The sequence below is a fragment of the Rhizobium aureum genome (assembly GCF_030182495.1).
In the GTDB taxonomy this organism is placed as follows: Bacteria; Pseudomonadota; Alphaproteobacteria; order Rhizobiales; family Rhizobiaceae; genus Rhizobium; species Rhizobium tropici_C.
The window spans coordinates 339,552-362,963 of the sequence record NZ_JAQJCI010000004.1 but is presented as its reverse complement, the minus strand read 5'-3'; the positions used below and the strand labels follow the sequence as shown (position 1 = coordinate 362,963).

Here is a 23,412-nt window from a genome sequence, read left to right as displayed (position 1 = left end):
CCAGGTCGGTTGAATGTCATGATATACAGAGGTCCCGGACAGGAGATACCCTCATTCTCTCCCTCCAGCGAATGTTGGTATCAAATCGCAGTCTTTTCCGCAACGTCGAAAAAGGCTTCACGAATTTTCTGTGACATGCTGCCCGGATGACCATTGGCAATGGGCTCGCCGTCGATAGAAACGACCGGAAAACATATACTTGTCGCCGCGGTGATGAAGACTTCGCGGGCCTTCATCATCTCCTCGACCGAGAAGAATCGCTCGACAATCGTCACGTCGAGCTTGGCTGCGACGTCCATCAGAGTCGTACGGGTGATGCCGCGCAGGATGCCATGCTCGGCTGGGCGAGTGACGAGATTGCCATCATGATCGACGATCCAGACGTTGGTCGCAGCCCCTTCCTTCACCATGCCGTTGTGGTCGATATAGATCGCCTCCTGGGCGCCGGCCTCCTTGGCCTGCTGGCGGGCCATGGCATTCGGAAGCAAGCCCACAGACTTGATGTCGACCCGGTCCCAGCGATTGTCGCGGACGGTGATCGCCTTGATGCCATCGGCGTTCTTTTTGGCGATCACGGACTGATCGGTGCTCTTGGCGGTCACGACGATCGAGGACGGCGTGCCGGCCGGCGGGAAGACGTGATCTCGACGGGCGACACCGCGCGTCACCTGCAGATAGAACAGGCCATTGCGGACATGGTTGCGGCGTAGCGTCTCGCGAATCACCAGGATCAATGCCTGGCGCGTCATCGGCCAGGCGATGCGCAATTCGCCCAGCGAACGGTTGAGGCGGTCAAGATGGCGCGTCAGGTCGACAATCACGCCATGACGGACCTCGCAAACCTCGTAGACACCATCGGCGAACTGATAGCCGCGATCCTCGATATGCACCATGGCATCGCTGTGCTTGACGTAGCGACCGTTGACATAAGCTATTCTCGGCATGGAAGCCCCTGATCCGAATTCTGAGATGTTTGAAATGTCGAGCGACTGATCAGACGCCCAACGACTTCAGTTTTCGATGCAGCGCCGAGCGCTCCATGCCGACAAATTCCGCCGTACGCGAGATATTGCCGCCGAAGCGGTTGATCTGAGCGATGAGGTAATCGCGCTCGAACATCTCGCGGGCTTCGCGCAGCGGCAATGTCATGATGTGATAATCGTTCTTGGCGGATACCTTCGGCAGCATGTCGCCGAGGTCGGTCGGCAGCATTTCCGCCGTGATCGGCGTTTCTGCGCCATCGGAGCGTGCCAGGATCATCAGCCGCTCGATATTGTTGCGCAGCTGGCGGATGTTGCCCGGCCAGTCATGTGCCTGCAGCACGGCCATGGCGTCGTCACCGATCCGGCGCGGACGGATGCCGGCCTGCTCGGATATCTGGCGCATCAGCTGATCCACTAGGAAGGGAACGTCCTCGCGGCGTTCGGCAAGGGCAGGCACACGCACGGGCACGACGGCCAGACGGTGATAGAGATCCTCGCGGAACAGGCCCTCGGCGATGCGGCTCTCGAGATTATAGGCCGTGGACGAGATGATGCGGACGTCCACCTTGACGCGCTTGGAGCCGCCGACGCGCTCGAACTGCTGATCGACGAGCACGCGCAGGATCTTGTTCTGCGTCTCGCGCGGCATCTCGCCGACTTCATCGAGATAGAGAATGCCGCGATGGGCCTCTTCCAGGGCGCCGATCTTGCGCGCCTGCCCCGGCGAGCCTTCTGTGCCGAAGAGAGCGATTTCCATGCGCTCCGGTGTGATCGTCGCGGCATTCAGCGCCACGAAGGGACCATTCGCGCGGGTCGACTTCTTGTGGATCATCCGCGCGACGAGCTCCTTGCCGGAGCCCGACGGGCCGAAGATCATGACGCGGCTGTTGGTGGGCGATACCTTGTCGATCGTCTGGCGCAGCTGCGAAACGGCAACCGAGGTGCCGATAAGCTCCACGGCGTCGCCGGTGCGGCGCTTCAACTCGGAGACCTCACGCTTCAGCTTGGAATTTTCGAGCGCGCGCTCGGCAATCAGGATCAGACGATCGGCCTTGAACGGCTTTTCGATGAAATCGAAGGCGCCGCGCTTGATGGCGGAGACGGCCGTCTCGATATTGCCGTGACCGGAGATCATGACAACAGGCAGTTCCGGATGGCGCGCCTTGATTTCGTCGAGCAACGCAAGACCATCGAGCTTGCTGCCCTGCATCCATATATCGAGGAAGATCAGCCGCGGCGCGCGATCGGAAATCGCGGCGAGCGCGCTGTCGCTGTCGTGTGCCGTGCGGGTTTCGTGCCCTTCATCGGAGAGAATGCCCGAAACGATTTCGCGAATGTCTTCCTCGTCATCCACTACGAGAATGTCAGATGCCATAAACGCTTTCCTTGTCACTTGCTGTGTGGGCGACGGTGGCCTGCTCACGGCGCGGCAGATGCACGCGGATCATGGCTCCCCTGCCCTGGTCGAAATCGGCCGGCGCGTCGTGGAGTTCGATCTGCCCGCCATGGTCTTCAATGATCTTCTTGACGATGGCGAGACCGAGGCCCGTACCTTTCTCGCGCATGGTCATATAGGGTTCGAGAATGCTGTGCCGGTTTTCCACCGGCAGGCCGCGGCCATTGTCGATGACATCGACGGTGAAACGATCCCGCTCCGGATCGAGCGACGAACGCACCAGGACCTTCGGCTCCTCGCGCGCCTGATCGCTCGGCACGCCTTCGATCGCCTCGACGGCATTCTTGATGAGATTGCCGAAGGCCTGACCGAGCATTCGCGCATCGAACATGCCCTCCAGCCGTTCGTCGCCCAGCTCACGCTCGAACTGGACATGCGTATTGCCCATTTCGCGCAGGAACACGGCGTCGCGCAGAATATCGCGCAGATCGGTCGGCTCCATGGTCGGCTTCGGCATACGGGCGAAGGAGGAGAACTCGTCGACCATGCGGCCGATATCGCCCACCTGCCGGATGATCGTATCCGTGCACTGGTCGAAAATCGGACGGTCTGCATCGGCGATATTCTTGCCGAAGCGGCGGCGGATGCGCTCGGCAGACAGCTGGATCGGCGTCAGCGGATTCTTGATCTCATGCGCAATGCGGCGCGCAACGTCTGCCCAGGCGGTCGAGCGCTGCGCAATCACCAGATCGGTGATGTCGTCGAGCGTGATGACATAGGATTCGTTGGCATCGCGTGATTCCTCGCGCGTCACCTGGACGCTGAGCGTGCGCACCGTTCCGCCGCGAACGAGGCTGATCTGCTTGCGGAAATCGCTGCGATGGCGCGTCGTCGCCTCAGTCACGACTTGATCGACCTCGGGGGCGATTTCCGACAGGTTCTTGCCGATCAGCTCGTCGCTCTTGAGCGTCAGCAGGTCTTCAGCCGAAGTATTGACGATGGTGATGCGCCGGTCATGCTCGACACCGATGACAGCCGCCGTCACACCCGACAGAACGGCCTCGATGAAGCGGCGGCGGTCGTCCACCTCGTCCTTCGCTTCAAGGATTTCATCGCGCTGGGTGCGAATTTCCGAGATCATCTTGTTGAAGGTGCGCGACAGGCTGCCGACGTCGCCATCGGCAGACCGCACGGGCACCAGCACGTTCATATTGCCCGACGCGACATTGTCCGCAGCACTGATGAGGAGGCGAATCGGCCTGACGATACGGTCGGCGATCGCAATCGCGGTCCAGATCGCGGCCAGCAGCACGATGAGCGCGAAGCCGATGTAAAGAACGGCGAAGGCGATCTGGAGCGACATGCGCCCTGCTTCCATCGCCTTGTATTCGACGGTGTTGTCCTCGACCATGCGCATGGCGTTCATGACGCGCGGGTCGACGGCACGCACTGTGTAGAGGAACGAGCCGGGAATTTCATCAAGCTTGATGACTGCGCCGACAAGGTTGGTCACCCCTGGCGGAATGAGTGTCGGCTGGCCGTTGGCGGAGGAATCGAGCGCATCCTTCGGAATGGCCGGAAGCGGCCGTTCGGTCTTGATCTCGGCCTGGACGATCGCACTGCCGTCGCGGCGCACGAGGAAGGCGCCCAGCAAGCCGCGCCCACGTGCCTGCCGGGTCATCAAATCGGCGAAGCCGGTGCGGTCGAGATTGAACAGCGAGCGATTGCGCTCCAGATCGTTCGCCATCGACACGGTCTGGCCCTGCAGATAGCTCGCATTCTCCATCAGATAGGCTTGCGCGACGTTCTGCGAGGAACTGATGATCTGCTGCGTGCGAACGCCGAACCAGCGGTCGAGGCCGACATTGAGCGTCAGGCTCGCGACGATGGCGACGAGAATGGCCGGCGTGATCGCCACGATCGAGAAAAGAACGACGATGCGAATATGGAGCCGAGCCGCGGCGCGGCCACGGCTGCGCGCCTTCATCAGCCGCGCGACTTCGCGGGCGATCAGGGCAATCAGTCCCAGCACGAAGAGACCGTTGATCACGACCGAGGTGAAGACGACCGACGATGTCGGGGCGATCGGCGTCAACCCAAGCAGCATCAGCAGGGTCGCAATGGCACACAGAAGCGCCCCACCAGCCAGGATGAGACCCGGCAGGGCAAAGGAAGCACGGCGGTCCGTCACCTTGACAACCGCCTCGTCGCTCGCCGCCGGCGACACCGCGTCCTGCATCATTCCCATCAATCTCCACGCCCGAGCGACGATCGACGCCCTGGTCAAAATCGCACCGCCGCTTATTCGGCATTTGCGTGCGCGACAGGCAGAGGCGGGAACTGTCGTTCGGTTTCGCATAGGAGCGAAACCTTTACTTCATATCACCCTTGCAACTACCTGAAAAATCTGACGAACTTTCGTTTTCCGAAGAGCAAGCCAAATGAATCGCCACTGCAAAGACGACGAATCAACTGCGTGACCTTTAAGCAACGCATTGTGGCGAAAATGCAACGCATCTGATCGCATTGTCAAGCCGTTCGGGAGCTTCTGTAAACCGAAACTCCCAGTTCTCTGATCTTTTTACGCAACGTATTGCGGTTGAGGCCCAAAAGATCGGCGGCCTTGATCTGGTTGCCGCGCGTCGCGGTCAAGGCCGCGAGAATCAGCGGATATTCCATTTCTGTCAGCACGCGGTCGTAAAGGCCGGGCGGCGGCAGATTGTCGCCGAAACCGGCGAAATAGGTCCGCATGTTTTCCTCCACCGCCTGGGCGATGGTCATGGAGCCGGTGCGGACCGGGCCTTTTTCGATCGGGCTGTCGGGCACGTCGGCCCGCAGTTCCGCGTCGATGATTTCCTTGGTGATAACATCCTGCGGATAGAGCGCCATCAGCCGGCGAATGAGGTTTTCCAGTTCGCGAACATTGCCCGGCCAGGGATAGGCCTTCATCAGTTCGAGCGCTTCCTGGTCGAAGCGCTTGGAACCCAGCCCCTCCTTCTCGGCCTGCTGCACGAAATGGCGCACGAGATCCGGAATATCCTCGGCGCGGTCGCGCAGCGGCGGCAGGCGCAACGGCACGACGTTGAGACGATAATAGAGGTCCTCGCGGAACAGGCCCTGATTGATCGCCTGCTTCAGGTCCTTGTTGGTGGCCGCGACGATGCGGACATCGGTGCGGATCGGCGTGCGGCCGCCGACGGTCGTATATTCGCCCTGCTGCAGCACACGCAGCAGGCGTGTCTGCGCATCCATCGGCATATCGCCGATTTCGTCGAGAAACAGCGTACCGCCTTCCGCCTGCTCGAAACGGCCGGTCGAGCGGGTCTGAGCACCGGTGAAAGCGCCCTTCTCATGACCGAACAGTTCGGATTCGATCAGATCGCGCGGGATCGCAGCCATGTTGATGGCAACGAAAGGCCCATTGCGGCGCTTGCCGTAATCATGCAGGGCGCGCGCCACCAGCTCCTTGCCGGTGCCGGATTCGCCGGTGATCATCAGCGTGAGATCGGTCTGCATCAGGCGCGCGAGCACGCGATAGATTTCCTGCATCGCGGCTGAACGCCCCACAAGCGGCATGCCGTCCTGCATGTCGTCGTCAAGCTTTGCCGGCTTGCGCTTCGGTTCGGACAGGGCACGGCCGACGATCGCGATCAGCTCCGTCAGGTCGAACGGCTTCGGAAGATAATCGTAAGCGCCCTTTTCGGACGCCTTGATTGCCGTCATGAAGGTATTCTGCGCGCTCATGACGAGCACGGGCAGATCCGGCCTCGCCTTCTTGATACGCGGCAATAGATCGAATGCGTTTTCATCAGGCATGACGACGTCGGTTACGACGAGGTCGCCTTCGCCGGCCGAGACCCAACGCCAGAGCGTGGCGGCGTTGGATGTAATGCGCACATCGTAACCCGCGCGGCTCAGAGCCTGGTTGAGCACGGTGCGGATGGCCGCATCGTCATCGGCGACAAGGATCGTGGCTGTCATCGAGTAGTCCCTGTAGAGTTCGGAAGGGGGGCATCTTCTGGGGTAATGCCCTTGGAGGCGGGCATCAAAACGCGGAAAGTGGTACGATGGTTCTGGCTGTCGCATTCGACAATGCCGCCATGGTCGCCGATGATCTTGGCGACCAGCGCAAGGCCGAGGCCGGTTCCATTCGTCTTCGTGGTGATGAACGGATCAAAGAGATGCGGCACGAGATCGGCCGGTACGCCCGGGCCGTTGTCGATGACGCAGAATTCCAGCGGCAGCGAGATTTTTTCGCGTGTGCCGGCGACCGAAAGCCGGATGCCGGGGCGATAGGCCGTCGTCAGCATGATCTCGCCATCCTGACGGTCGCCAACCGCTTCAGCGGCATTCTTCACCAGATTGAGGAAGACCTGCACGAGCTGATCCCGGTTTGCGAAGACCGCCGGCAGCGACGGATCGTAATTCTCTGAGATCTTGATGTTGCGGGCAAAGCCCGCCTTGGCGACAGCCTTCACATGATCGAGCACAGAGTGGATGTTGACGGGGACACGATCGACGGGCCGCTCGTCGGAGAAAACCTCCATGCGGTCGACCAGCGAAACGATGCGGTCCGTCTCGTCGCAGATGAGGCGCGTCAGCGCGCGATCATCGTCCTCGACCGACTGTTCGAGCAGCTGAGCGGCGCCGCGAATGCCCGACAGCGGGTTCTTGATCTCATGCGCCAGCATGGAGGCAAGGCCGGTGACCGAACGGGCGGCGGCGCGATGCGTCAGCTGCCGGTCGATCTTGTCGGCCATGGAGCGTTCCTGGAACACCACCACGACGGAACCCGGGTCGCTGGAAACCGGCGCAACATAGATATCCACCAGCTTGTCCTGCCCCAAACGCGGCGAACTGAGGTCGACACGATACTCGTTGACAGGCGCGCGGCGCTCGCGCACCTGATCGATCAACGCCAACAAAGGGCTGCCGAAGGGAATGAAGGTCGAAATCTTGTAGCGCGACAGATGGGACGCGCTTGCGCCAAAGAAGGCCTCCGCCTCCCAGTTGGCGAAAGCAATCAAGCCGGCCTCGTCGACCATGACGACGGGATTCTGGATCGCGTTGAGAACCGCCATTGCCACGGAGTTGGCCGAGATGTCACCGGCGCCGGAGCTGGAGCTGGATTTCGAAGTCATGCAGCCTCCTGAACGCATTGGGCAAGATCGGCGCCGGCGTGCAGCGCGGCAAGGAAGGATGCAGCCACCTCGCCGCTCTCTTTCGACGTCATGATTTTCACCTTGTCGGCACCTGCCGTCGCCGGCGCATAGCGATCGAGATACCAGGCGAGATGCTTGCGGGCATGGCGAATGCCGACCGCTTCGCCATAAAACTCCAGCATCATGCGATAATGTTCGAGTGCGATCTCGACGATCTCCTGGCGGCTCGGCTCGCGGTGACCGGCCAATACGCCTGCATGCCATGGGCGGCCCTGACAGCCCCGGCCGATCATCACGGCATCGGCACCGGAGCGGCGCAGGATTTCCTCGGCGTCTTCCTCCGTTTCCACATCGCCATTGGCGACAAGCGGAATGGTGATGGCATCGCGCACGGCGCGGATCGCATCCCAATCCGCCCTGCCCTCATAGAACTGCATGCGCGTGCGGCCATGAATGGTCACGAGCTGGACACCGGCCTCTTCGGCCCGGCGGGCGATATGAGGCGCGTTGATGGAATTCTCGTCCCAGCCCAGCCGCATCTTGAGTGTCACGGGAATGTTCACCGCCCGGACCGTCGCCTCGATCAATGTCAGCGCGTGGTCCGGGTCGCGCATCAGCGCCGAGCCGGAATAGCCGCCGATCACCTTCTTGGCGGGACATCCCATATTGATATCGATGATATCGGCACCATTGTCGGCGGCAATTTTCGCCGCTTCGGCCATCCAATGGCCCTCGCGACCGGCAAGCTGCACCATATGCGGCTTCAATCCCGCGCTTTTCAAACGCGCCCAGGATTCAGCCGTATTCTGCACGAGCTCGCGGCTAGCGACCATTTCCGTGACGACCAAGCCCGCCCCATAACGCAATGCGAGCTGCCGGAAAGGAAGATCGGTCACGCCCGACATCGGTGCCAGGATCACACGATTCCGGATAGGCACGGAACCGATGGAAAATGGGGCTGCAAGCTTGGAAGACAGCAAATGATTATCTTTCGGGCACACTATACATCTGCACTATTTTTAGACACGCTTTGAAAGTTTGCCAAGGGGGTTTGAAGAATCCCGATATTTTTTGGGCAGATGCTGGAAAATACTCCGTCGAGGCGATAGACCCTGCTGAAGCAGGGTCCCGTTTGGCGATCTATTTAGCATGTGCTTGTTCAAAAGAAAGCTCTGTGCTTTTCAAGGCCATGCGAGGGACCGAGCCTTTTATCCTTCGGGGGTTATGACGCAAATGCATCCAACGCAACCGTTATCGGTGGGAATCGTGATCGTTGCCGCCGGGCGCGGTGAACGGGCGGGCTCTCCGGAAGAAGGCCCCAAGCAATATCGCCCGATCGGCGGCAGAGCGGTTATTGCGCATACGCTTGAAAGATTCGTGACATGGCCGCAGGCAGCGAAGATCGTCATCGTCATCCATCGCGACGATGAAAATCTGCTCCGCTCGGCGCTGGAGCAGGTTGCAGGACTGCCTGATGTCGAGATCGCCTTCGGCGGCGCGACGCGCCAACAATCGGTACTTGCCGGATTGCGTGCGTTGAAAGACAGCGGCGTGACGCATGTGATGATCCACGATGCCGTGCGTCCCTTCTTCGACCATGACCTGCTCGACCGAGTGGCCGCAGCACTTGCGGATGGCGCACCGGCGGTATTGCCCGCCATGCCTGTCACCGATACGCTGAAGCGCGGCAATGCAGAAGGACTGGTCGTCGAAACCGTCTCCCGCGCCGGGCTTCACGCCGCACAGACGCCGCAATCCTTTCGCCTTGCCGATATTCTTGCCGCCCATGAAAAGGCCGATTCCGGCGGCAGGACCGATTTCACCGACGATGCCTCGATCGCGGAATGGCGCGGACTGCCGGTAAAGCTCGTGACCGGCAGCGCCGACAATGTGAAGCTGACGATCAAGAGGGATATTGCCATGGCCGATGAAAAGCTGAGTGCCGGCCTGCTGCCAGACGTGCGCACCGGCAATGGCTACGACGTGCACCAGCTGGAACCCGGCGACGGCGTGACGCTGTGCGGCGTGTTCATTGCGCATGATCAGAAGCTGAAGGGGCATTCAGATGCCGATGTTGCCCTGCATGCCCTGACGGATGCGTTGCTGGCCACCTGCGGCGCCGGCGATATCGGCGATCATTTTCCGCCCTCCGATCCCCAGTGGAAAGGCGCACCATCCCGCATCTTTATCGAACATGCGGCAAAGATCGTGCGCGAACGCGGCGGCACCATTATGAACGCGGATGTCTCGCTGATCGCAGAGGCGCCGAAAGTCGGGCCGCATCGCGACGTGATGCGCGCCAGGCTTTCGGAGTTTCTCGATATCAGCATCGATCGCTGCTCGGTCAAGGCAACGACGAACGAGAAGATCGGCTTTGTCGGCCGCCGCGAAGGCATCGCAGCCATTGCGACGGCGACCGTCGTCTATCGCGGAGGCAAGGCATAATGCATTTTCCCGATGAAGTTATCGCGCTGGCGCAAAGGATCGTGACGGATTTCACGGCAAAAGGCTGGATGGTCGCCACGGCCGAATCCTGCACCGGCGGGCTTATCGCCGGCGCGTTGACGGAAATCCCCGGTTCTTCGGCGGTGGTCGATCGCGGCTTCGTCACCTATACCAATACCGCCAAGATGGAGATGCTCGGCGTTCAGGAGCAGACGCTGGCGCAATTCGGCGCCGTATCAAAGGAAACGGCGCTGCAGATGGTGCATGGCGCCCTCTTCCGCTCCCGGGCCGATTTTGCCGTAGCGGTGACCGGTATTGCCGGCCCCGGCGGCGGCTCAGCAGAAAAACCGGTTGGGCTCGTCCACCTCGCCGCCAAGGCGCGGAGCGGTATGCTGATCCATCACGAAATGCGTTACGGCGATATCGGCCGCGACAAGGTCCGGCTCGCCACGTTGAACACCGCGCTGGAGATGCTTGTCGCGCTCAGCCAATAAGCAGGCGCGGCTTCAAGCATATATCTTGCTCGCGCGCGTCTCGAAGGCATCCGTGAACATGCGGAAGGCCCGATCGAACATCGACCCCATCAAAGCGCCGAGAATGCGGCTCTTGAACTCATAGTCGATGAAGAAATCAATGCTGCAACCGCCGTTTTCCGACGGCGTAAAGCGCCAGCGATTGTCGAGATATTTGAAGGGCCCGTCGATATATTTCACATCGATCGCGCGCTCCGCCTTGTTCAACAGCACCTGCGTCGTGAAGGTCTCGCGGATCGCTTTATAGCCAACGGTCATATCGGCAATCAGCAAGGTCTTGCCGTCGCGCTCCTTGCGGTTGCGGACCGTGAGCGCATCGCAAAGCGGCAGGAATTCGGGATAGCGCTCCACGTCGGCGACGAGGTCGAACATCTGGTCGGGCGAATGGGGAACGGGGCGATGGGTTTCAAACTGAGGCATGAGCCGCAATTAAGCAGGACGGCCGAGAAGATCAAGGAGCTGACGCATTTCGCCGCGGGATTTCAGCTGCAAAACCGGGACATCAGGGCCGTGTTCGGCAAGTCCGGCAAGGACCCTGGGCGTGAATTTCTCCTCAAATGTCCAGATGAAGCGCAGGAAATCCCAATCGACTTTCTCTATGCAGCCAGGCGCCATCTCCGGTCGCGTGCGACCCATCCATTTGAGCCAGCGGGAAACGGCGCCCCATATGCATAGCACGCGGGGCATCCGCACCCATATGACCAAATCCGTGCGCGGCAGGCGTATGTCGAATGTCGAGGGATTGGTCCCGTCCATGATCCATCGCTCGCCCTGCACCTTGGTGACGATGATGGCGCGCTGCTCCGCCTTGTCGCGCTGAACCCAGCCGGGCAGCCACAAAACATCACGATCGATCGACACATAGGCAAGGCCAAAGCGGGCGGCAATCTTCTGCGACAGGGTCGACTTGCCGCCGCCGGAGCAGCCGATGACGAGGATTCGGCCTGCCTTTTCGAGGATGCGAGCTGCCTCATCTATATCGACGGAACGGACAAGCGCATGTGGCGCGACGATCTGCTCCACGGTACAGCTCCATAATCGAATCGAAAGTGCCGATACCGCTGACAAACGGCGGCGTGTTCCCTAGGCCGCGTCGATGACAAATAAATGACGGAACAACGAAAAACCGCGGCGCAATCGCCGCGGTTCGGTCAAAGGCAAATTCATCCGGCTGGGCTTATTCCGCCGCCAGTAGAACCTTCTTCTCGCGGGCAGCACGCAGCCGCGCGAAATCATCGCCGGCATGATGCGACGAGCGTGTTAGCGGGCTGGAAGCGACCATCAGGAAGCCCTTGGTGTAGGCCACGGTTTCGTAGGACTTGAACTCTTCCGGCGTGACGAAGCTCATCACCTGATGATGTTTGCGCGTCGGCTGCAGATACTGGCCGATGGTCAGGAAGTCGACGTCTGCGGTGCGCAGGTCGTCCATCAGCTGCAGCACTTCGTTGCGCTCCTCGCCGAGGCCGACCATGATGCCCGACTTGGTGAACATGGTCGGATCCAGTTCCTTGACCCGCTGCAGCAGGCGAACGGAGTGGAAGTAGCGCGCGCCGGGACGAACCGTCAGGTAATTGCCGGGCACGGTTTCCAGATTGTGGTTGAAGACGTCGGGCTTGGCAGCAACGACACGCTCCAAAGCGCCCGGCTTCTTCAGGAAGTCCGGCGTCAGGATCTCGATCGTGGTCGAGGGCGAAGCGGCGCGGATCGCCCATATCACCTTCTCGAAATGCTCAGCGCCGCCATCTTCCAGATCGTCGCGGTCGACCGAGGTGATAACGACGTGGCTGAGGCCCATCTGCTTGACCGCCTTGGCGACATTTTCCGGCTCCGCCATGTCGAGCGCATTCGGCTTGCCGGTCGCGACATTGCAGAAGGCGCAGGCACGGGTACAGATTTCGCCCATGATCATGAAGGTGGCGTGCTTCTTGTCCCAGCACTCGCCGATATTCGGGCAACCGGCCTCCTCGCAGACCGTGACGAGCTTGTGCTCCTTCACGATCGAACGGGTTTCGGCATAGCCCTTCGATGTCGGCGCCTTCACGCGGATCCAGTCCGGCTTGCGCATGACTTCCGTATCCGGCCGATGCGCCTTTTCCGGGTGTCGCACGCGCTTGGCGTCCGGGTTGATCGTGTCGAGAATGGTGACCATGGAACGTCTACTTTCCGCCGCTTGAAATGCGGCCCTTCATCGCCGAGCGAATTTGGCGAGGAATATCAGAATGCATGCACCGATGAAACCGGTGATGAAAAAGCCAAGCCGGCCGCCGGGAACGCCGACATGCAGAGCGACCAGAAGCCCCGCCGCAACAACCGAGCCGGCAATGCCGAGGATGATGTTCAGGATGATGCCGTAACGTGCATCCATCAGCTTGCCAGCGAGCCAGCCCGCAAGACCGCCGATGATGATCAGACCCAGCCAACCTACGCTTTCCATCAAACCCTCGTTCGGGCGCCCTTCAAGACAGTTCTTCCGGGCGTCGCCTTGCGTCTTAATGATGATGCTCTAGGCGATCAATCTCGCCAACAGCACCACGATGATCGCGCCGACCGTGGCATGGATGATCTCCACGACAAGCGCATTTTCAATACCGAGCGATATCCCGAAATAATGAAACAGGAAACCGCCCACGAAAGCGCCGATCACGCCGCTCACCAGGCAACTGATGAGCCCGCCGCCTCCAACGATCAGGCTCGCAAGGAAACCCGCGACCAGGCCGATGAGAAGAAAGACGATCCAACCTTCCGTCGTGATAGACATGTTGATTTCCTTTCCTGATTTCCACCCCTTGGATAAAGGGCATGGCAGGAAATTATCAAGCGTTCAGCACCCGGCCGTAGGCATCCAGCACGGCTTCCTTCATCGTTTCCGATACGGTCGGATGCGGGAAGATCGTATGCATCAGCTCCTCTTCTGTCGTCTCCAGATTCATGGCGACGACGAAGCCCTGAATGAGTTCGGTCACTTCGGCGCCGACCATATGCGCGCCAAGCAGTTCGCCGGTCTTCTTGTCGAAGATGACCTTGCAGAGACCCTGATCCTCACCGAGCGCGATCGCCTTGCCGTTGGCAACGAAGGCGAAGCGGCCGACGCGGATATCGCGGCCGAGCTCCTTGGCCTTGGCTTCGGTCAGGCCGACGGAAGCGACCTGCGGCTGGCAATAGGTGCAGCCCGGAACCTTGCTCTTGTCAGTCGGATGAACGTTCGGCAGACCGGCGATCTTCTCGATGCAGACGACGCCTTCGTGTTCGGCCTTGTGCGCCAGCATCGGAGGGCCGGCGACATCGCCGATCGCATAGATGCCGGGGACATTGGTCTTGCCGTAGCCGTCGATGACGACGCAGCCGCGATCGGTCTTCACGCCGAGCGCCTCGAGGCCGAGGTTCTCGATATTGCCCTGAACGCCCACGGCCGAGATCATACGGTCGGCAACGATCTGCTGCACCTTGCCGTCTTCGGTTTCGACATGGGCCGTGATGCTGTTGGCAGCCTTATCGACCTTCGTGACCTTCGCCTTGGTGAAGATCTTCAGGCCGCGCTTTTCCAGCTGCTTGCGGGCGATGCCGGAGATTTCGGCATCTTCGACCGGCATGATGGTCGGCATGACTTCGACGACGGTGACGTCGACGCCCATGGAGCGATAGAAGCTTGCGAATTCGATGCCGATCGCACCCGAGCCCATGACGAGCAGCGACTTCGGCAGGAAATCCGGCTTCAGCGCTTCGAAATAGGTCCAGATCAGCTTGCCGTCCGGCTCGATGCCAGGTAGAGCGCGCGGACGGGCGCCGGTCGCGACGATGATGTGCTTGGCGGTATAGGTGCCCTCGCCCTTGACGTTCTTCGGCACCGGATGCTGCGGCTCGACGACCGGCTTGGTCGACTTGCTGACGACGATTTCGCCTGGTTTGGTGATCTTGGCTTCGCCCCAGATCACGTCGACCTTGTTCTTCTTCATCAGGAAACCGACGCCGGTGTTGAGCCGGGCGGAGACGCCGCGCGAGCGGGCAACCACGGCCTTCACATCCGCGCTCACCTTGCCTTCCAGAACGAGACCGTAATCCTTCAGATGGTTGGAATGATCGAGAATTTCGGCCGAACGGAGCAGCGCCTTCGTGGGAATGCAGCCCCAGTTGAGGCAGATGCCGCCCAGGTGCTCGCGCTCGACGATCGCGGTCTTCAGGCCAAGCTGGCCAGCGCGCACGGCAGCGACATAACCGCCCGGACCGGAGCCGATGATAATGACGTCGTAATTCTCAGCCATGTGTTTCCTGCCTTATTGGTGGCGGCGGATCGAAGCCGGCGCCTAAAATCTATCAGAGACCGAGCATCATCCGCACGATCGGCTCGAGGCCGCGACCGAGCGCCCGGGTGTTTTCCGCATCGAGATGAACGCCATCGAGCGGCGTGGTCACAGCGGCCGTATTGGCATCGAAGAATCCGCATCCGAGTTCGTCCGCCAGATCGCTGTAGAGCGTCGGCAGCTTGCTCGATTCCTTAACCGCGCCGAGAAAACTGGCCGCAAAGGCGGCATTGGCCGTCTCGGTAATTGCCGGCGGGGCGACGATGAGGATATCGGGCACCTCATAGTCGAACCCCCAAGCATGATTGCGCACCAGCTGGACCAAGCGGCTGATGCCCTGCAGAGCGGCAAAGGCCGAGCCGGCGACGACCGGTTTCATGTCGTTGGTGCCGAGCATGATGATCACGAGATCAAGGGGATTGTGGGTCTGCAGGATCGTCGGCAGGATTCTCGCGCCATTGCGATCGCAATCGGCGAGATGATCGTCAAACGCCGTCGTGCGGCCGTTCAATCCTTCCGGGATCACGCGAACCTGGTTGCCGAGCGCCTTTTGCAAGACACTCGGCCACCGATCTTCATAGGCATGACGGCCGACCGTTTCGGCACTGTAGCCCCATGTCAGCGAGTCGCCGTAACACAGAACAGTCTTGGTCATTCATGCCCTCCGTGTTGCCAAAGCTCAGACGAGCATCCCCATCGGATTTTCGATGTAGCCCTTGAAGGCTGCCAGGAGCTCGGCGCCGAGCGCACCGTCGACGGCGCGGTGATCGGTCGACAGCGTGACGGTCATCACGTTGGCAATCACCATTTCGCCCTTCTTGACGATGATGCGCTGTTCGCCGGCGCCGACGGCCAGGATGGTCGCATGCGGCGGGTTGACGACGGCGGCGAAGTTCTTGACGCCCATCATGCCCATGTTCGACACCGCAGTCGTACCGCCCTGATACTCCTCGGGCTTCAGCTTGCGCTCCTTGGCGCGCTTGCCGTAGTCCTTCATCTCGTTGGAGATGGTAGAGAGCGTCTTCTGCTCGGCGCTGCGGATGATCGGCGTGATCAGGCCGCCCGGAATGGACACGGCAACGCCGACATCGGCATGCTTGTGCTTGACCATGGCGCTGTCGGTCCAGGAGACGTTGGCATCCGGAACATCGCGCAATGCCAGCGCCAGGGCCTTGATGACCATGTCGTTGACCGAAAGCTTGTAGGCAGGCACGCCGTCCTTCGACTTCGGAGCGGAATCGTTGAGCTGCGTGCGGAGTGCCAGCAGCGCGTCGAGTTCGCAATCGACCGAGACGTAGAAGTGCGGGATCGTCTGCTTGGATTCCTGCAGGCGCTTGGCGATGGTCTTGCGCATGCCGTCATGCGGTACGAGCTCGTAGGAACCCTGCTCGAACAGCTTGAGGACGGCGTCGTCGGAGATGCCCTTCGGTGCGGCCGGAGCAGCGGCGGCTGCCGGCTGAGCAGCCGGGGTTGCCGCGGGAGCAGCCTTGGCTGTGCCGCCGGAAACAGCAGCTTCGATGTCCTTCTTGACCACGCGGCCATGCGGGCCGGTGCCGGAAACCGCCGCCACATCGATGCCCGCTTCCTTGGCAAGACGGCGAGCGAGCGGCGAAGCGAAGGTACGATGACCGTCGTTCGCTGCCGGAGCCGATGCGGCGGGAGCTGGGGCGGGTGCGGCAGGAGCAGAAACGCTTGCCGGAGCCGGGGCAGCAGCAGGTGCTGCTTCCACCTTCGGGGCTTCCTTCGCAGCCGGAGTAGCAGCGGCGCCAGCGCCGGAAGCTGCCGCAGCGACATCTTCGCCATCGGCGGCAAGCACGGCGATCAGGGCATTGACCTTCACGCCTTCGGTGCCAGCGGGAACGACGATCTTGGCGACGGTGCCCTCATCGACAGCCTCGACTTCCATCGTTGCCTTGTCAGTCTCGATCTCGGCGATGACATCGCCGGACTTGATCTTGTCGCCTTCCTTGACCAGCCACTTGGCGAGGTTGCCCTCTTCCATGGTCGGCGAGAGGGCAGGCATGGTGATGTTGATAGGCATCGATGAGCCCTCCCCTTACTTGTAGCAAACGGCCTTCACCGCATCGACCACTTCGGCGACGCTCGGGAGCGCCAGCTTTTCGAGGTTGGCGGCGTATGGCATGGGTACGTCCTTGCCGGCGATCGTCAGGATCGGCGCATCGAGATAGTCGAAGGCCTGCTGCATGACGCGGGTGGCGATTTCCGTGCCGACGGAGGACTGCGGATAGCCTTCCTCGACGGTGACCAGGCGGCCGGTCTTCTTGACCGATTCGATGATCGTCGGCAGATCCATCGGACGGATCGTGCGCAGGTCGATGAGTTCGACATCGATGCCCTGGGCTTCCAGCTCTGCAACGGCCTTGGTGGCATAGGTCATGCCGATGCCGAAGGAGACGACCGTGACGTCCTTGCCCGGACGGTGGATGCGGGCCTTGCCGATCGGCAGAACGAAATTATCCAGCTTCGGCACATCGAAATGCTGACCATAGAGGATTTCGTTCTCAAGGAAGATGACCGGGTTCGGATCGCGGATGGCAGCCTTGAGCAGACCCTTGGCGTCGGCTGCCGTGTAGGGCATGACGACCTTGAGGCCCGGAATGTGGCTATACCAGGCCGCATAGTCCTGGCTATGCTGAGCGCCGACGCGCGCTGCCGCGCCGTTCGGGCCGCGGAAGACGATCGGAGCGCCCATCTGGCCACCGGACATATAGAGCGTCTTGGCAGCGGAGTTGATGATCTGATCGATCGCCTGCATGGCGAAGTTGAAGGTCATGAACTCGACGATCGGGCGAAGACCGGCCATCGCGGCACCGACGCCGATACCGGCAAAACCATGCTCGGTGATCGGGGTATCGATCACGCGGCGTGCGCCGAATTCCTGCAGCAGGCCCTGGGTTACCTTGTAGGCTCCCTGATATTCGGCCACTTCCTCACCCATGACGAAGACGTCCGGGTTGGCGCGCATTTCTTCGGCCATGGCGTCACGCAGTGCTTCACGCACCGTCATCGATACCATCTCCGTACCGGCCGGAATTTCCGGATCGGCAGGAGCAGCGGCCTTCGGCTGGGCCGGAACCGGTGCAGCGGCCGGCGCCGGAGCGGCGGCAGGAGCTTCGGTCTTTGCTGGCTCGGCAGCGGGAGCAGCCTTGGCGGACGAAATGGCGTCTGCGGATTCGCCGTCCTGCAGGAGGATGGCAATCTTGGTGTTGACCTTGACGCCTTCGGTGCCGGCGTCGATCAGCAGCTTGCCGATCGTGCCTTCGTCGACGGCTTCCACTTCCATGGTGGCCTTGTCGGTTTCGATTTCGGCAATAACGTCACCGGAAACGACCTTGTCGCCTTCCTTCTTGAGCCATTTCGAAAGGGTACCCTCTTCCATCGTCGGAGAAAGGGCGGGCATGAGAATGTCGATGGGCATAGTGTCCCTCCCCGATTTAGAGCAGAATGTCGGTGTAGAGCTCGGAGGCATCCGGCTCAGGATCGTTCTGGGCGAAATCGGCGCTGTCTGCGACGATGTCGCGGACATCCTTGTCGATATCCTTCAGATCGTCTTCGGTCGCCCAGCCCTTTTCGAGCAGGCGAACACGGACCTGCTCGATCGGGTCGTGCTCGGAGCGCATCTTCTGCACTTCGTCCTTGGAGCGGTACTTTGCCGGGTCGGACATGGAGTGACCACGGTAACGGTAGGTCAGCATTTCCAGGATGATCGGACCCTTGCCGGAGCGGCAATGCGCGACGGCTTCGTCAGCCGCAGCCTTGACCGCGCGGACGTCCATGCCGTCGACCTGGATGCCGGGAATGCCGAAGGACGCACCGCGCTTGGAGAAATCGGCCTGCGCGGTAGCGCGAGCCGTCGACGTGCCCATGGCGTATCGGTTGTTTTCGATCACGAAAATGACAGGCAGCTTCCAGAGCTGCGCCATGTTGAAGCTTTCGTAGACCTGGCCCTGGTTGGCGGCTCCGTCACCGAAATAGGCGACGCTGACATTGTCATTGCCGCGGTACCAATTGGCAAAGCCGAGACCGGTGCCGAGCGAGACCTGGGCGCCGACGATGCCGTGGCCGCCGTAGAAATTCTTTTCCTTGGAGAACATGTGCATGGAGCCGCCCTTCCCTCGGGAATAGCCGCCCTGGCGTCCGGTGAGCTCGGCCATGACGCCACGTGCGCTCATGCCGGTTGCCAGCATATGGCCGTGGTCGCGATAGCCGGTGATGACCTGGTCGCCATCCTTCAGCGCCATCTGCATGCCGACGACGACAGCTTCCTGGCCGATGTAAAGGTGACAGAAGCCGCCGATGAAGCCCATGCCGTAAAGCTGGCCGGCCTTCTCTTCGAAGCGGCGGATCAAGAGCATCTCACGGTAAGCCTTGAGCTCCGCATCGCGATCGAAATCTGCGATCGGGCCGCCATTGGTTTCCTTGGCAGGCCTTGATGCTGTTTTGCGGCTGGAAACGGTCGCGTTTTTTCGCGGCGCCATTCAACCCTCCCTGTGTGAGTAGCCTCGTTTTGTGGTGAGGCGTAACATAGGCAAGATTGTTCGCCACAGCAATGCTATAATTGCATGGCTCATATTCTTCGCAAGCTATTGATATTAATTGAAAAAATTCGATTAACCGAAATTCGGTTAATTATAACTATTTGTTGAAGATAACGATCTCGTTCGCCTTGGAATAGGTCAGCTGATAGCGCGCATATTGGTCGAGCATGTCCTTATCCAGGGAGCCGTCGCTCAAGAGCGTGACCTCCTTCTCAAGGTGTTCGCGCTTGGCGACCAGTTCCGCCAATTCCTTGGCGCGGTCGACGCGACGTTGCTCGAATACTTCAGTCGCCTTCAAGCCGTAGTCACCATGGATACAATGATAACCGAAATAGCTCACAAAGGCGATGGTGATGGCGGGAAGGATGAAACGCCCGAACTTTCTCTTCTTATGATACTTTGTCCACATACTCGCTCGAAACGCTCTGGCTTTAGGCGACCCCACTCCAAAGCCAATGTGGCTCGGACAAGATCACATTAAATCAAACACCTAGCGCTAATGTAACCGGCAGAGATTAACCGTCCGTTGACTCTAACTACGCGGTCCAATAAAAAACCGCGCCCAGGGGCGCGGTTCGATTTCAGCGAATAATCTCGTCGCAGACCCAAGCGGATCGCGCGGATCAGGCATCAGCCGCGCAGGATGGAGCGGCCGGCATACTTTGCCTGAGGGCCGAGCGCTTCCTCGATGCGTATGAGCTGGTTGTACTTGGCAAGACGGTCGGAGCGCGACAGCGAGCCGGTCTTGATCTGACCGCAGTTGGTGGCAACGGCGAGATCGGCGATGGTGGAATCTTCCGTTTCGCCCGAGCGGTGCGACATCACGGCCGTGTAGTTGGCCTTATGCGCGGTTTCGACGGCATCGAGAGTTTCGGTCAGCGAGCCGATCTGGTTGACCTTGACGAGGATCGAGTTGGCAACGCCCATGCGGATACCGTCGCGCAGGCGGGCGGAATTGGTGACGAACAGGTCGTCGCCGACGAGCTGGGTCTTCTTGCCGATCAGGTCGGTCAGCGTCTTCCAGCCTTCCCAGTCGTCTTCAGCCATGCCGTCTTCGATCGAAACGATCGGGTACTTCGCTGCGAGTTCTGCGAGGTATTCGGCCATGGCGCCGGATTCCAGCGTGCGGCCTTCGCCTTCGAGCACGTACTTGCCGTCCTTGAAGAATTCGGTCGAGGCGCAATCGAGGCCGAGAGCGATTTCGTCGCCCGGCTTGTAGCCGGCCTTTTCGATGGACTTCATGATGAAATCGAGGGCTGCCGGGGCGCTGGAGAGGCCTGGCGCGAAACCACCTTCGTCGCCGACATTGGTGTTGTGGCCCTGCGATGCCAGTTCCTTCTTCAGAACATGGAAGACTTCCGAACCCATGCGGACGGCTTCGCGGATCGAGTCTGCGCCGATCGGCAGGATCATGAATTCCTGAAAGTCGATCGGGTTATCGGCATGAGCGCCGCCGTTGATGATGTTCATCATCGGAACCGGCAGCAGGCGGGCATGAGCGCCGCCGACATAGCGGTAGAGCGGCAGGTTGGCGCTCTGGGCAGCAGCCTTGGCGACGGCGAGCGAGACTCCGAGGATGGCGTTGGCACCGAGGCGCGACTTGTTCGGCGTGCCGTCGAGTTCGATCATGATGTTGTCGAGCTGGATCTGGTTTTCGGCATCCATGCCGCCGATCGCGTCGAAGATTTCCGAATTGACGGCTTCGACTGCCTTCTCGACACCCTTGCCGTGGTAGCGCTTGCCGCCATCGCGAAGCTCGACGGCTTCATGAGCGCCGGTCGACGCGCCCGACGGAACCGCCGCGCGGCCCATGCTGCCGTCTTCGAGGTAGACATCGACTTCGACGGTCGGATTGCCACGGCTGTCGAGAATCTCGCGGGCGATAATGTCGGTGATTGCGGTCATGATAGCTTCCTGCTCGCTGGTTTATAAATCGATTTAAATCGTCTTAATCGAAGGCGCGGAAATTACAATGGCGATCCGCGCCGCGATTTGGCACTCCTGCAGGCCGCGTAAAGCAAATTCATGTCAGCCTGTTGAATGCCCGATATTTCTTAAGCCTTGGCCACGGCGTCAAAGGCCAGCAGCTTCTCCAGAAGCCGCGGCATATCCTTCAGATAGACCATGTTCGGGCCGTCCGAGGGCGCATTGTCCGGGTCCTCATGCGTCTCGATAAAAACACCTGCGACGCCGACGGCGACCGCAGCGCGCGCCAGTGTCTCGACAAAGCGGCGGTCGCCCCCAGTCGAACCGCCCTGCCCGCCAGGCTGCTGTACGGAATGGGTCGCATCGAAGATGACGGGTGCGCCCATCGCTGCCATGATCGGCAGCGAGCGCATATCCGAGACCAGCGTGTTATAGCCAAAGGAAGCCCCGCGCTCGCAGAGAAGAATGTTCGGATTGCCGCTCTCATTGAGCTTGGCAAGCACATTCTTCATATCCCAAGGCGCAAGGAACTGCCCCTTCTTGACGTTGACGACACGGCCGGTCTTGGCCGCGGCAACAAGAAGATCGGTCTGGCGCGACAGGAAGGCCGGGATCTGCAGGATATCGACCGTCTTGGAAACGATGGCGCACTGCTCTTCCGTGTGGATGTCGGTCAAAACCGGAAAGCCATATTCCTTCTTGAGGTCGGCAAAGACCTCCAGCGCCTTTTCCAGGCCGATGCCGCGCTTGCCCGACAGTGACGTACGGTTGGCCTTGTCGAAGGACGACTTGTAGACAAGGCCGATGCCGAGCTTGCCGCAGAGTTCCTTCAGGACGCCGGCAACCATGAAAGCATGGTCGCGGCTTTCCATCTGGCAGGGGCCGGCAATCAGCGACAGCTTGGCGCTGTTGGAAAAGAGGACCTTGGAGGCACCCTCACCGACGGTGACTTCGGAATTCGTGGTCATGCTATCTCCTCGAAGGCGAACAATGCGCCCTGTCCGGGCGCCAGCCTTGCCAGTATACGATTGTTCTTACGCGTGTAGGTGACGCCGTTAGCAGCGAAATGCGACGATGTCACGGAAAGATCGCGCGTTTTGAAAAGGATTGCGCGTGCGCGCAGCCCGGGATCGCTGGTATGGACCGGCAAATCGTAGAATGCTTCCATTCCTTCCGGCGTCAAAACTTCGACATCGACATTGGCCGCCTTGATCGTCAGGCCGAAGGAATGCTCCAAGATCCGCGGACCGCCAACGACCTCTTCGAAAAAGCTGCGATACACCGCCGGTTTCAGCGCGGAAAGCGCCACCCGCGCAATGCCGGTCACCCCGTTTTTGTGACGCTCGAGTACGCTGCGATCGGCCGGCAGCGGATTGATGCGCTGGCAGCAGAAGGCCAGGAAATCCGGCGCACGCAGATCCGCCGCAAATGCGAGGCGAAAACCGGCCGTGGGTTCCGTTCCATCCGGCATCTTCATCGGCCGGGAGAAATCCAGCATGGGTCCAGCCGAAATCCCAGCCGCCTTGAAACGCCCATCATCGCCGACAGCATCGTCCGTGCCGAAAACCAGGGCCGAAAAACCATCCTCGGCAACGCGGAAGCGATAGGCTTGGTCGCGCGCAACAAAGACATTGCCGTCGGCAATGCTCGTCTCGCATTGCTCCTGCGAGGCCACGCCCAACGGTTCGAGATAGGTCTTGTCGGCAAGGAACACACAGGCATTTTCAGTGCCGAAGGGGTGGCGCGCATCCGGTGCGACCGTGAAGCCAAGCTTGCCCAGGCGCTCCCGCGCCAGAGCGATGTTGACGGTCGGCAGCACGAGATGATCCAGCGGATGCGGCGACAAAGTCATGGTCCTCCCTTGTTTGCCTGCAAAAGCAGATTTGCGCTCATACAATGCTCAATTCAAGCCGAAAGCCAAGCCCGTGAAAGCGCAGGAGAACGTGGGCCGGACGCAACTGCGGCAACCCGAGCGCACTGATTCTCAACTGCGGTCGAGTTATGTGCCAGTCGCCGTCTTCATTCGCACACGAGCAGAGCAGGATTGAGGTGAATCGTCCATAAGGCGAACAAAGCGGCATTTCTCATATTTATCGATGAATTAGCGCGG

At 60.6% G+C, this 23,412-nt stretch carries 22 protein-coding genes; 2 read left to right on the top strand and 20 right to left on the bottom strand.

The features are described 5' to 3' along the window. Positions 1-80: 80 nt before the first annotated feature. The 6 genes from PH552_RS13095 to dusB form a co-directional block, all read right to left on the bottom strand. Complete coding sequence (locus PH552_RS13095) at positions 81-944, bottom strand: D-amino-acid transaminase (protein ID WP_112340814.1); 864 nt, start codon at positions 942-944, stop codon at positions 81-83. Between the two features lie 49 nt (positions 945-993). After that, on the bottom strand, positions 994-2,358 hold the full coding sequence (gene ntrX, locus PH552_RS13090; protein WP_112340815.1) for a nitrogen assimilation response regulator NtrX: 1,365 nt from the start codon (positions 2,356-2,358) through the stop codon (positions 994-996). Continuing rightward, positions 2,348-4,621, bottom strand: coding sequence for a sensor histidine kinase NtrY-like (locus PH552_RS13085; protein WP_169645986.1), 2,274 nt, complete (start codon positions 4,619-4,621; stop codon positions 2,348-2,350). Before PH552_RS13085 ends, ntrX begins: the two co-directional genes overlap by 11 nt. 287 nt (positions 4,622-4,908) lie before the next feature. Then, positions 4,909-6,360 carry a nitrogen regulation protein NR(I) gene (ntrC, locus tag PH552_RS13080; RefSeq protein ID WP_112340817.1) on the bottom strand — a complete coding sequence of 484 codons (1,452 nt, stop codon included), beginning with the start codon at positions 6,358-6,360 and terminating at the stop codon, positions 4,909-4,911. After that, complete coding sequence (locus PH552_RS13075) at positions 6,357-7,520, bottom strand: two-component system sensor histidine kinase NtrB (protein ID WP_112340818.1); 1,164 nt, start codon at positions 7,518-7,520, stop codon at positions 6,357-6,359. Before PH552_RS13075 ends, ntrC begins: the two co-directional genes overlap by 4 nt. Beyond that, a complete protein-coding gene (dusB, locus tag PH552_RS13070; protein WP_186450739.1) occupies positions 7,517-8,542 on the bottom strand; it encodes a tRNA dihydrouridine synthase DusB in 1,026 nt (341 codons plus the stop codon). The genes PH552_RS13075 and dusB overlap by 4 nt, the downstream gene beginning before the upstream one ends. A gap of 223 nt (positions 8,543-8,765) precedes the next feature. Between dusB and PH552_RS13065 the strand changes: the two genes are divergently transcribed. Both PH552_RS13065 and PH552_RS13060 read left to right on the top strand, forming a co-directional pair. Continuing rightward, on the top strand, positions 8,766-9,986 hold the full coding sequence (locus PH552_RS13065; RefSeq protein ID WP_112340820.1) for a bifunctional 2-C-methyl-D-erythritol 4-phosphate cytidylyltransferase/2-C-methyl-D-erythritol 2,4-cyclodiphosphate synthase: 1,221 nt from the start codon (positions 8,766-8,768) through the stop codon (positions 9,984-9,986). Then, positions 9,986-10,480, top strand: a complete 495-nt coding sequence (locus tag PH552_RS13060; RefSeq protein ID WP_210260771.1) for a CinA family protein — start codon at positions 9,986-9,988, stop codon at positions 10,478-10,480. Before PH552_RS13065 ends, PH552_RS13060 begins: the two co-directional genes overlap by 1 nt. Before the next feature lie 12 nt (positions 10,481-10,492). Here PH552_RS13060 and PH552_RS13055 read toward each other — a convergent pair whose 3' ends face one another. The 14 genes from PH552_RS13055 to PH552_RS12990 all read right to left on the bottom strand — a co-directional run bounded on the left by PH552_RS13055 (position 10,493) and on the right by PH552_RS12990 (position 23,154). Further along, on the bottom strand, positions 10,493-10,939 hold the full coding sequence (locus PH552_RS13055) for a type II toxin-antitoxin system RatA family toxin (protein ID WP_112340821.1): 447 nt from the start codon (positions 10,937-10,939) through the stop codon (positions 10,493-10,495). Between the two features lie 9 nt (positions 10,940-10,948). Beyond that, the gene (locus PH552_RS13050) at positions 10,949-11,497 is read right to left on the bottom strand and encodes a P-loop NTPase family protein (RefSeq protein WP_432421984.1); all 549 of its coding nucleotides are present in this window, start codon (positions 11,495-11,497) and stop codon (positions 10,949-10,951) included. A 199-nt stretch (positions 11,498-11,696) separates the two neighbouring features. Then, positions 11,697-12,668: a lipoyl synthase gene (gene lipA / locus PH552_RS13045; protein WP_112340823.1), complete on the bottom strand. Its 972-nt coding sequence runs from the start codon at positions 12,666-12,668 to the stop codon at positions 11,697-11,699. Positions 12,669-12,704: 36 nt separating this feature from the next. After that, positions 12,705-12,953 (bottom strand): GlsB/YeaQ/YmgE family stress response membrane protein, encoded by a 249-nt coding sequence (locus tag PH552_RS13040; protein ID WP_092715509.1) that lies wholly within the window; start codon positions 12,951-12,953, stop codon positions 12,705-12,707. 69 nt (positions 12,954-13,022) lie between these two features. After that, positions 13,023-13,277, bottom strand: coding sequence for a GlsB/YeaQ/YmgE family stress response membrane protein (locus PH552_RS13035; protein ID WP_112340824.1), 255 nt, complete (start codon positions 13,275-13,277; stop codon positions 13,023-13,025). A gap of 55 nt (positions 13,278-13,332) precedes the next feature. Continuing rightward, the gene (gene lpdA / locus PH552_RS13030) at positions 13,333-14,778 is read right to left on the bottom strand and encodes a dihydrolipoyl dehydrogenase (protein ID WP_113249922.1); all 1,446 of its coding nucleotides are present in this window, start codon (positions 14,776-14,778) and stop codon (positions 13,333-13,335) included. A 52-nt stretch (positions 14,779-14,830) separates the two neighbouring features. Continuing rightward, positions 14,831-15,472 (bottom strand): SGNH/GDSL hydrolase family protein, encoded by a 642-nt coding sequence (locus PH552_RS13025; protein ID WP_113249921.1) that lies wholly within the window; start codon positions 15,470-15,472, stop codon positions 14,831-14,833. A 24-nt stretch (positions 15,473-15,496) separates the two neighbouring features. Next, positions 15,497-16,858: a pyruvate dehydrogenase complex dihydrolipoamide acetyltransferase gene (locus tag PH552_RS13020; RefSeq protein ID WP_183763467.1), complete on the bottom strand. Its 1,362-nt coding sequence runs from the start codon at positions 16,856-16,858 to the stop codon at positions 15,497-15,499. A 15-nt stretch (positions 16,859-16,873) separates the two neighbouring features. Then, complete coding sequence (locus PH552_RS13015) at positions 16,874-18,256, bottom strand: pyruvate dehydrogenase complex E1 component subunit beta (RefSeq protein ID WP_113249919.1); 1,383 nt, start codon at positions 18,254-18,256, stop codon at positions 16,874-16,876. 16 nt (positions 18,257-18,272) lie between these two features. Next, the gene (gene pdhA / locus PH552_RS13010) at positions 18,273-19,316 is read right to left on the bottom strand and encodes a pyruvate dehydrogenase (acetyl-transferring) E1 component subunit alpha (RefSeq protein WP_095434818.1); all 1,044 of its coding nucleotides are present in this window, start codon (positions 19,314-19,316) and stop codon (positions 18,273-18,275) included. 157 nt (positions 19,317-19,473) lie between these two features. Continuing rightward, positions 19,474-19,785 (bottom strand): FtsB family cell division protein, encoded by a 312-nt coding sequence (locus tag PH552_RS13005; RefSeq protein ID WP_112340829.1) that lies wholly within the window; start codon positions 19,783-19,785, stop codon positions 19,474-19,476. Between the two features lie 221 nt (positions 19,786-20,006). After that, positions 20,007-21,281 carry a phosphopyruvate hydratase gene (gene eno / locus PH552_RS13000; protein ID WP_112340830.1) on the bottom strand — a complete coding sequence of 425 codons (1,275 nt, stop codon included), beginning with the start codon at positions 21,279-21,281 and terminating at the stop codon, positions 20,007-20,009. Positions 21,282-21,430: 149 nt separating this feature from the next. Then, positions 21,431-22,270 carry a 3-deoxy-8-phosphooctulonate synthase gene (gene kdsA, locus PH552_RS12995; RefSeq protein WP_113249918.1) on the bottom strand — a complete coding sequence of 280 codons (840 nt, stop codon included), beginning with the start codon at positions 22,268-22,270 and terminating at the stop codon, positions 21,431-21,433. Next, positions 22,267-23,154: a VOC family protein gene (locus PH552_RS12990; RefSeq protein ID WP_183763469.1), complete on the bottom strand. Its 888-nt coding sequence runs from the start codon at positions 23,152-23,154 to the stop codon at positions 22,267-22,269. Before PH552_RS12990 ends, kdsA begins: the two co-directional genes overlap by 4 nt. Positions 23,155-23,412: the final 258 nt, after the last annotated feature.

Bases quoted from the DNA above. Each gene is read 5' to 3' on its own strand.
- PH552_RS13095 (WP_112340814.1), bottom strand. From the start codon at position 944: ATGCCGAGAATAGCTTATGTCAACGGTCGCTACGTCAAGCACAGCGAT.
- PH552_RS13005 (WP_112340829.1), bottom strand. From the start codon at position 19,785: ATGTGGACAAAGTATCATAAGAAGAGAAAGTTCGGGCGTTTCATCCTT.
- PH552_RS13060 (WP_210260771.1), top strand. From the start codon at position 9,986: ATGCATTTTCCCGATGAAGTTATCGCGCTGGCGCAAAGGATCGTGACG.
- kdsA (WP_113249918.1), bottom strand. From the start codon at position 22,270: ATGACCACGAATTCCGAAGTCACCGTCGGTGAGGGTGCCTCCAAGGTC.
- eno (WP_112340830.1), bottom strand. From the start codon at position 21,281: ATGACCGCAATCACCGACATTATCGCCCGCGAGATTCTCGACAGCCGT.
- PH552_RS13035 (WP_112340824.1), bottom strand. From the start codon at position 13,277: ATGTCTATCACGACGGAAGGTTGGATCGTCTTTCTTCTCATCGGCCTG.
- PH552_RS13075 (WP_112340818.1), bottom strand. From the start codon at position 7,520: ATGACTTCGAAATCCAGCTCCAGCTCCGGCGCCGGTGACATCTCGGCC.
- ntrC (WP_112340817.1), bottom strand. From the start codon at position 6,360: ATGACAGCCACGATCCTTGTCGCCGATGACGATGCGGCCATCCGCACC.
- PH552_RS13025 (WP_113249921.1), bottom strand. From the start codon at position 15,472: ATGACCAAGACTGTTCTGTGTTACGGCGACTCGCTGACATGGGGCTAC.
- PH552_RS13055 (WP_112340821.1), bottom strand. From the start codon at position 10,939: ATGCCTCAGTTTGAAACCCATCGCCCCGTTCCCCATTCGCCCGACCAG.
- PH552_RS13015 (WP_113249919.1), bottom strand. From the start codon at position 18,256: ATGCCCATCGACATTCTCATGCCCGCCCTTTCTCCGACGATGGAAGAG.
- PH552_RS12990 (WP_183763469.1), bottom strand. From the start codon at position 23,154: ATGACTTTGTCGCCGCATCCGCTGGATCATCTCGTGCTGCCGACCGTC.
- PH552_RS13040 (WP_092715509.1), bottom strand. From the start codon at position 12,953: ATGGAAAGCGTAGGTTGGCTGGGTCTGATCATCATCGGCGGTCTTGCG.
- pdhA (WP_095434818.1), bottom strand. From the start codon at position 19,316: ATGGCGCCGCGAAAAAACGCGACCGTTTCCAGCCGCAAAACAGCATCA.
- PH552_RS13020 (WP_183763467.1), bottom strand. From the start codon at position 16,858: ATGCCTATCAACATCACCATGCCTGCCCTCTCGCCGACCATGGAAGAG.
- ntrX (WP_112340815.1), bottom strand. From the start codon at position 2,358: ATGGCATCTGACATTCTCGTAGTGGATGACGAGGAAGACATTCGCGAA.
- lipA (WP_112340823.1), bottom strand. From the start codon at position 12,668: ATGGTCACCATTCTCGACACGATCAACCCGGACGCCAAGCGCGTGCGA.
- PH552_RS13065 (WP_112340820.1), top strand. From the start codon at position 8,766: ATGACGCAAATGCATCCAACGCAACCGTTATCGGTGGGAATCGTGATC.
- lpdA (WP_113249922.1), bottom strand. From the start codon at position 14,778: ATGGCTGAGAATTACGACGTCATTATCATCGGCTCCGGTCCGGGCGGT.
- PH552_RS13085 (WP_169645986.1), bottom strand. From the start codon at position 4,621: ATGATGCAGGACGCGGTGTCGCCGGCGGCGAGCGACGAGGCGGTTGTC.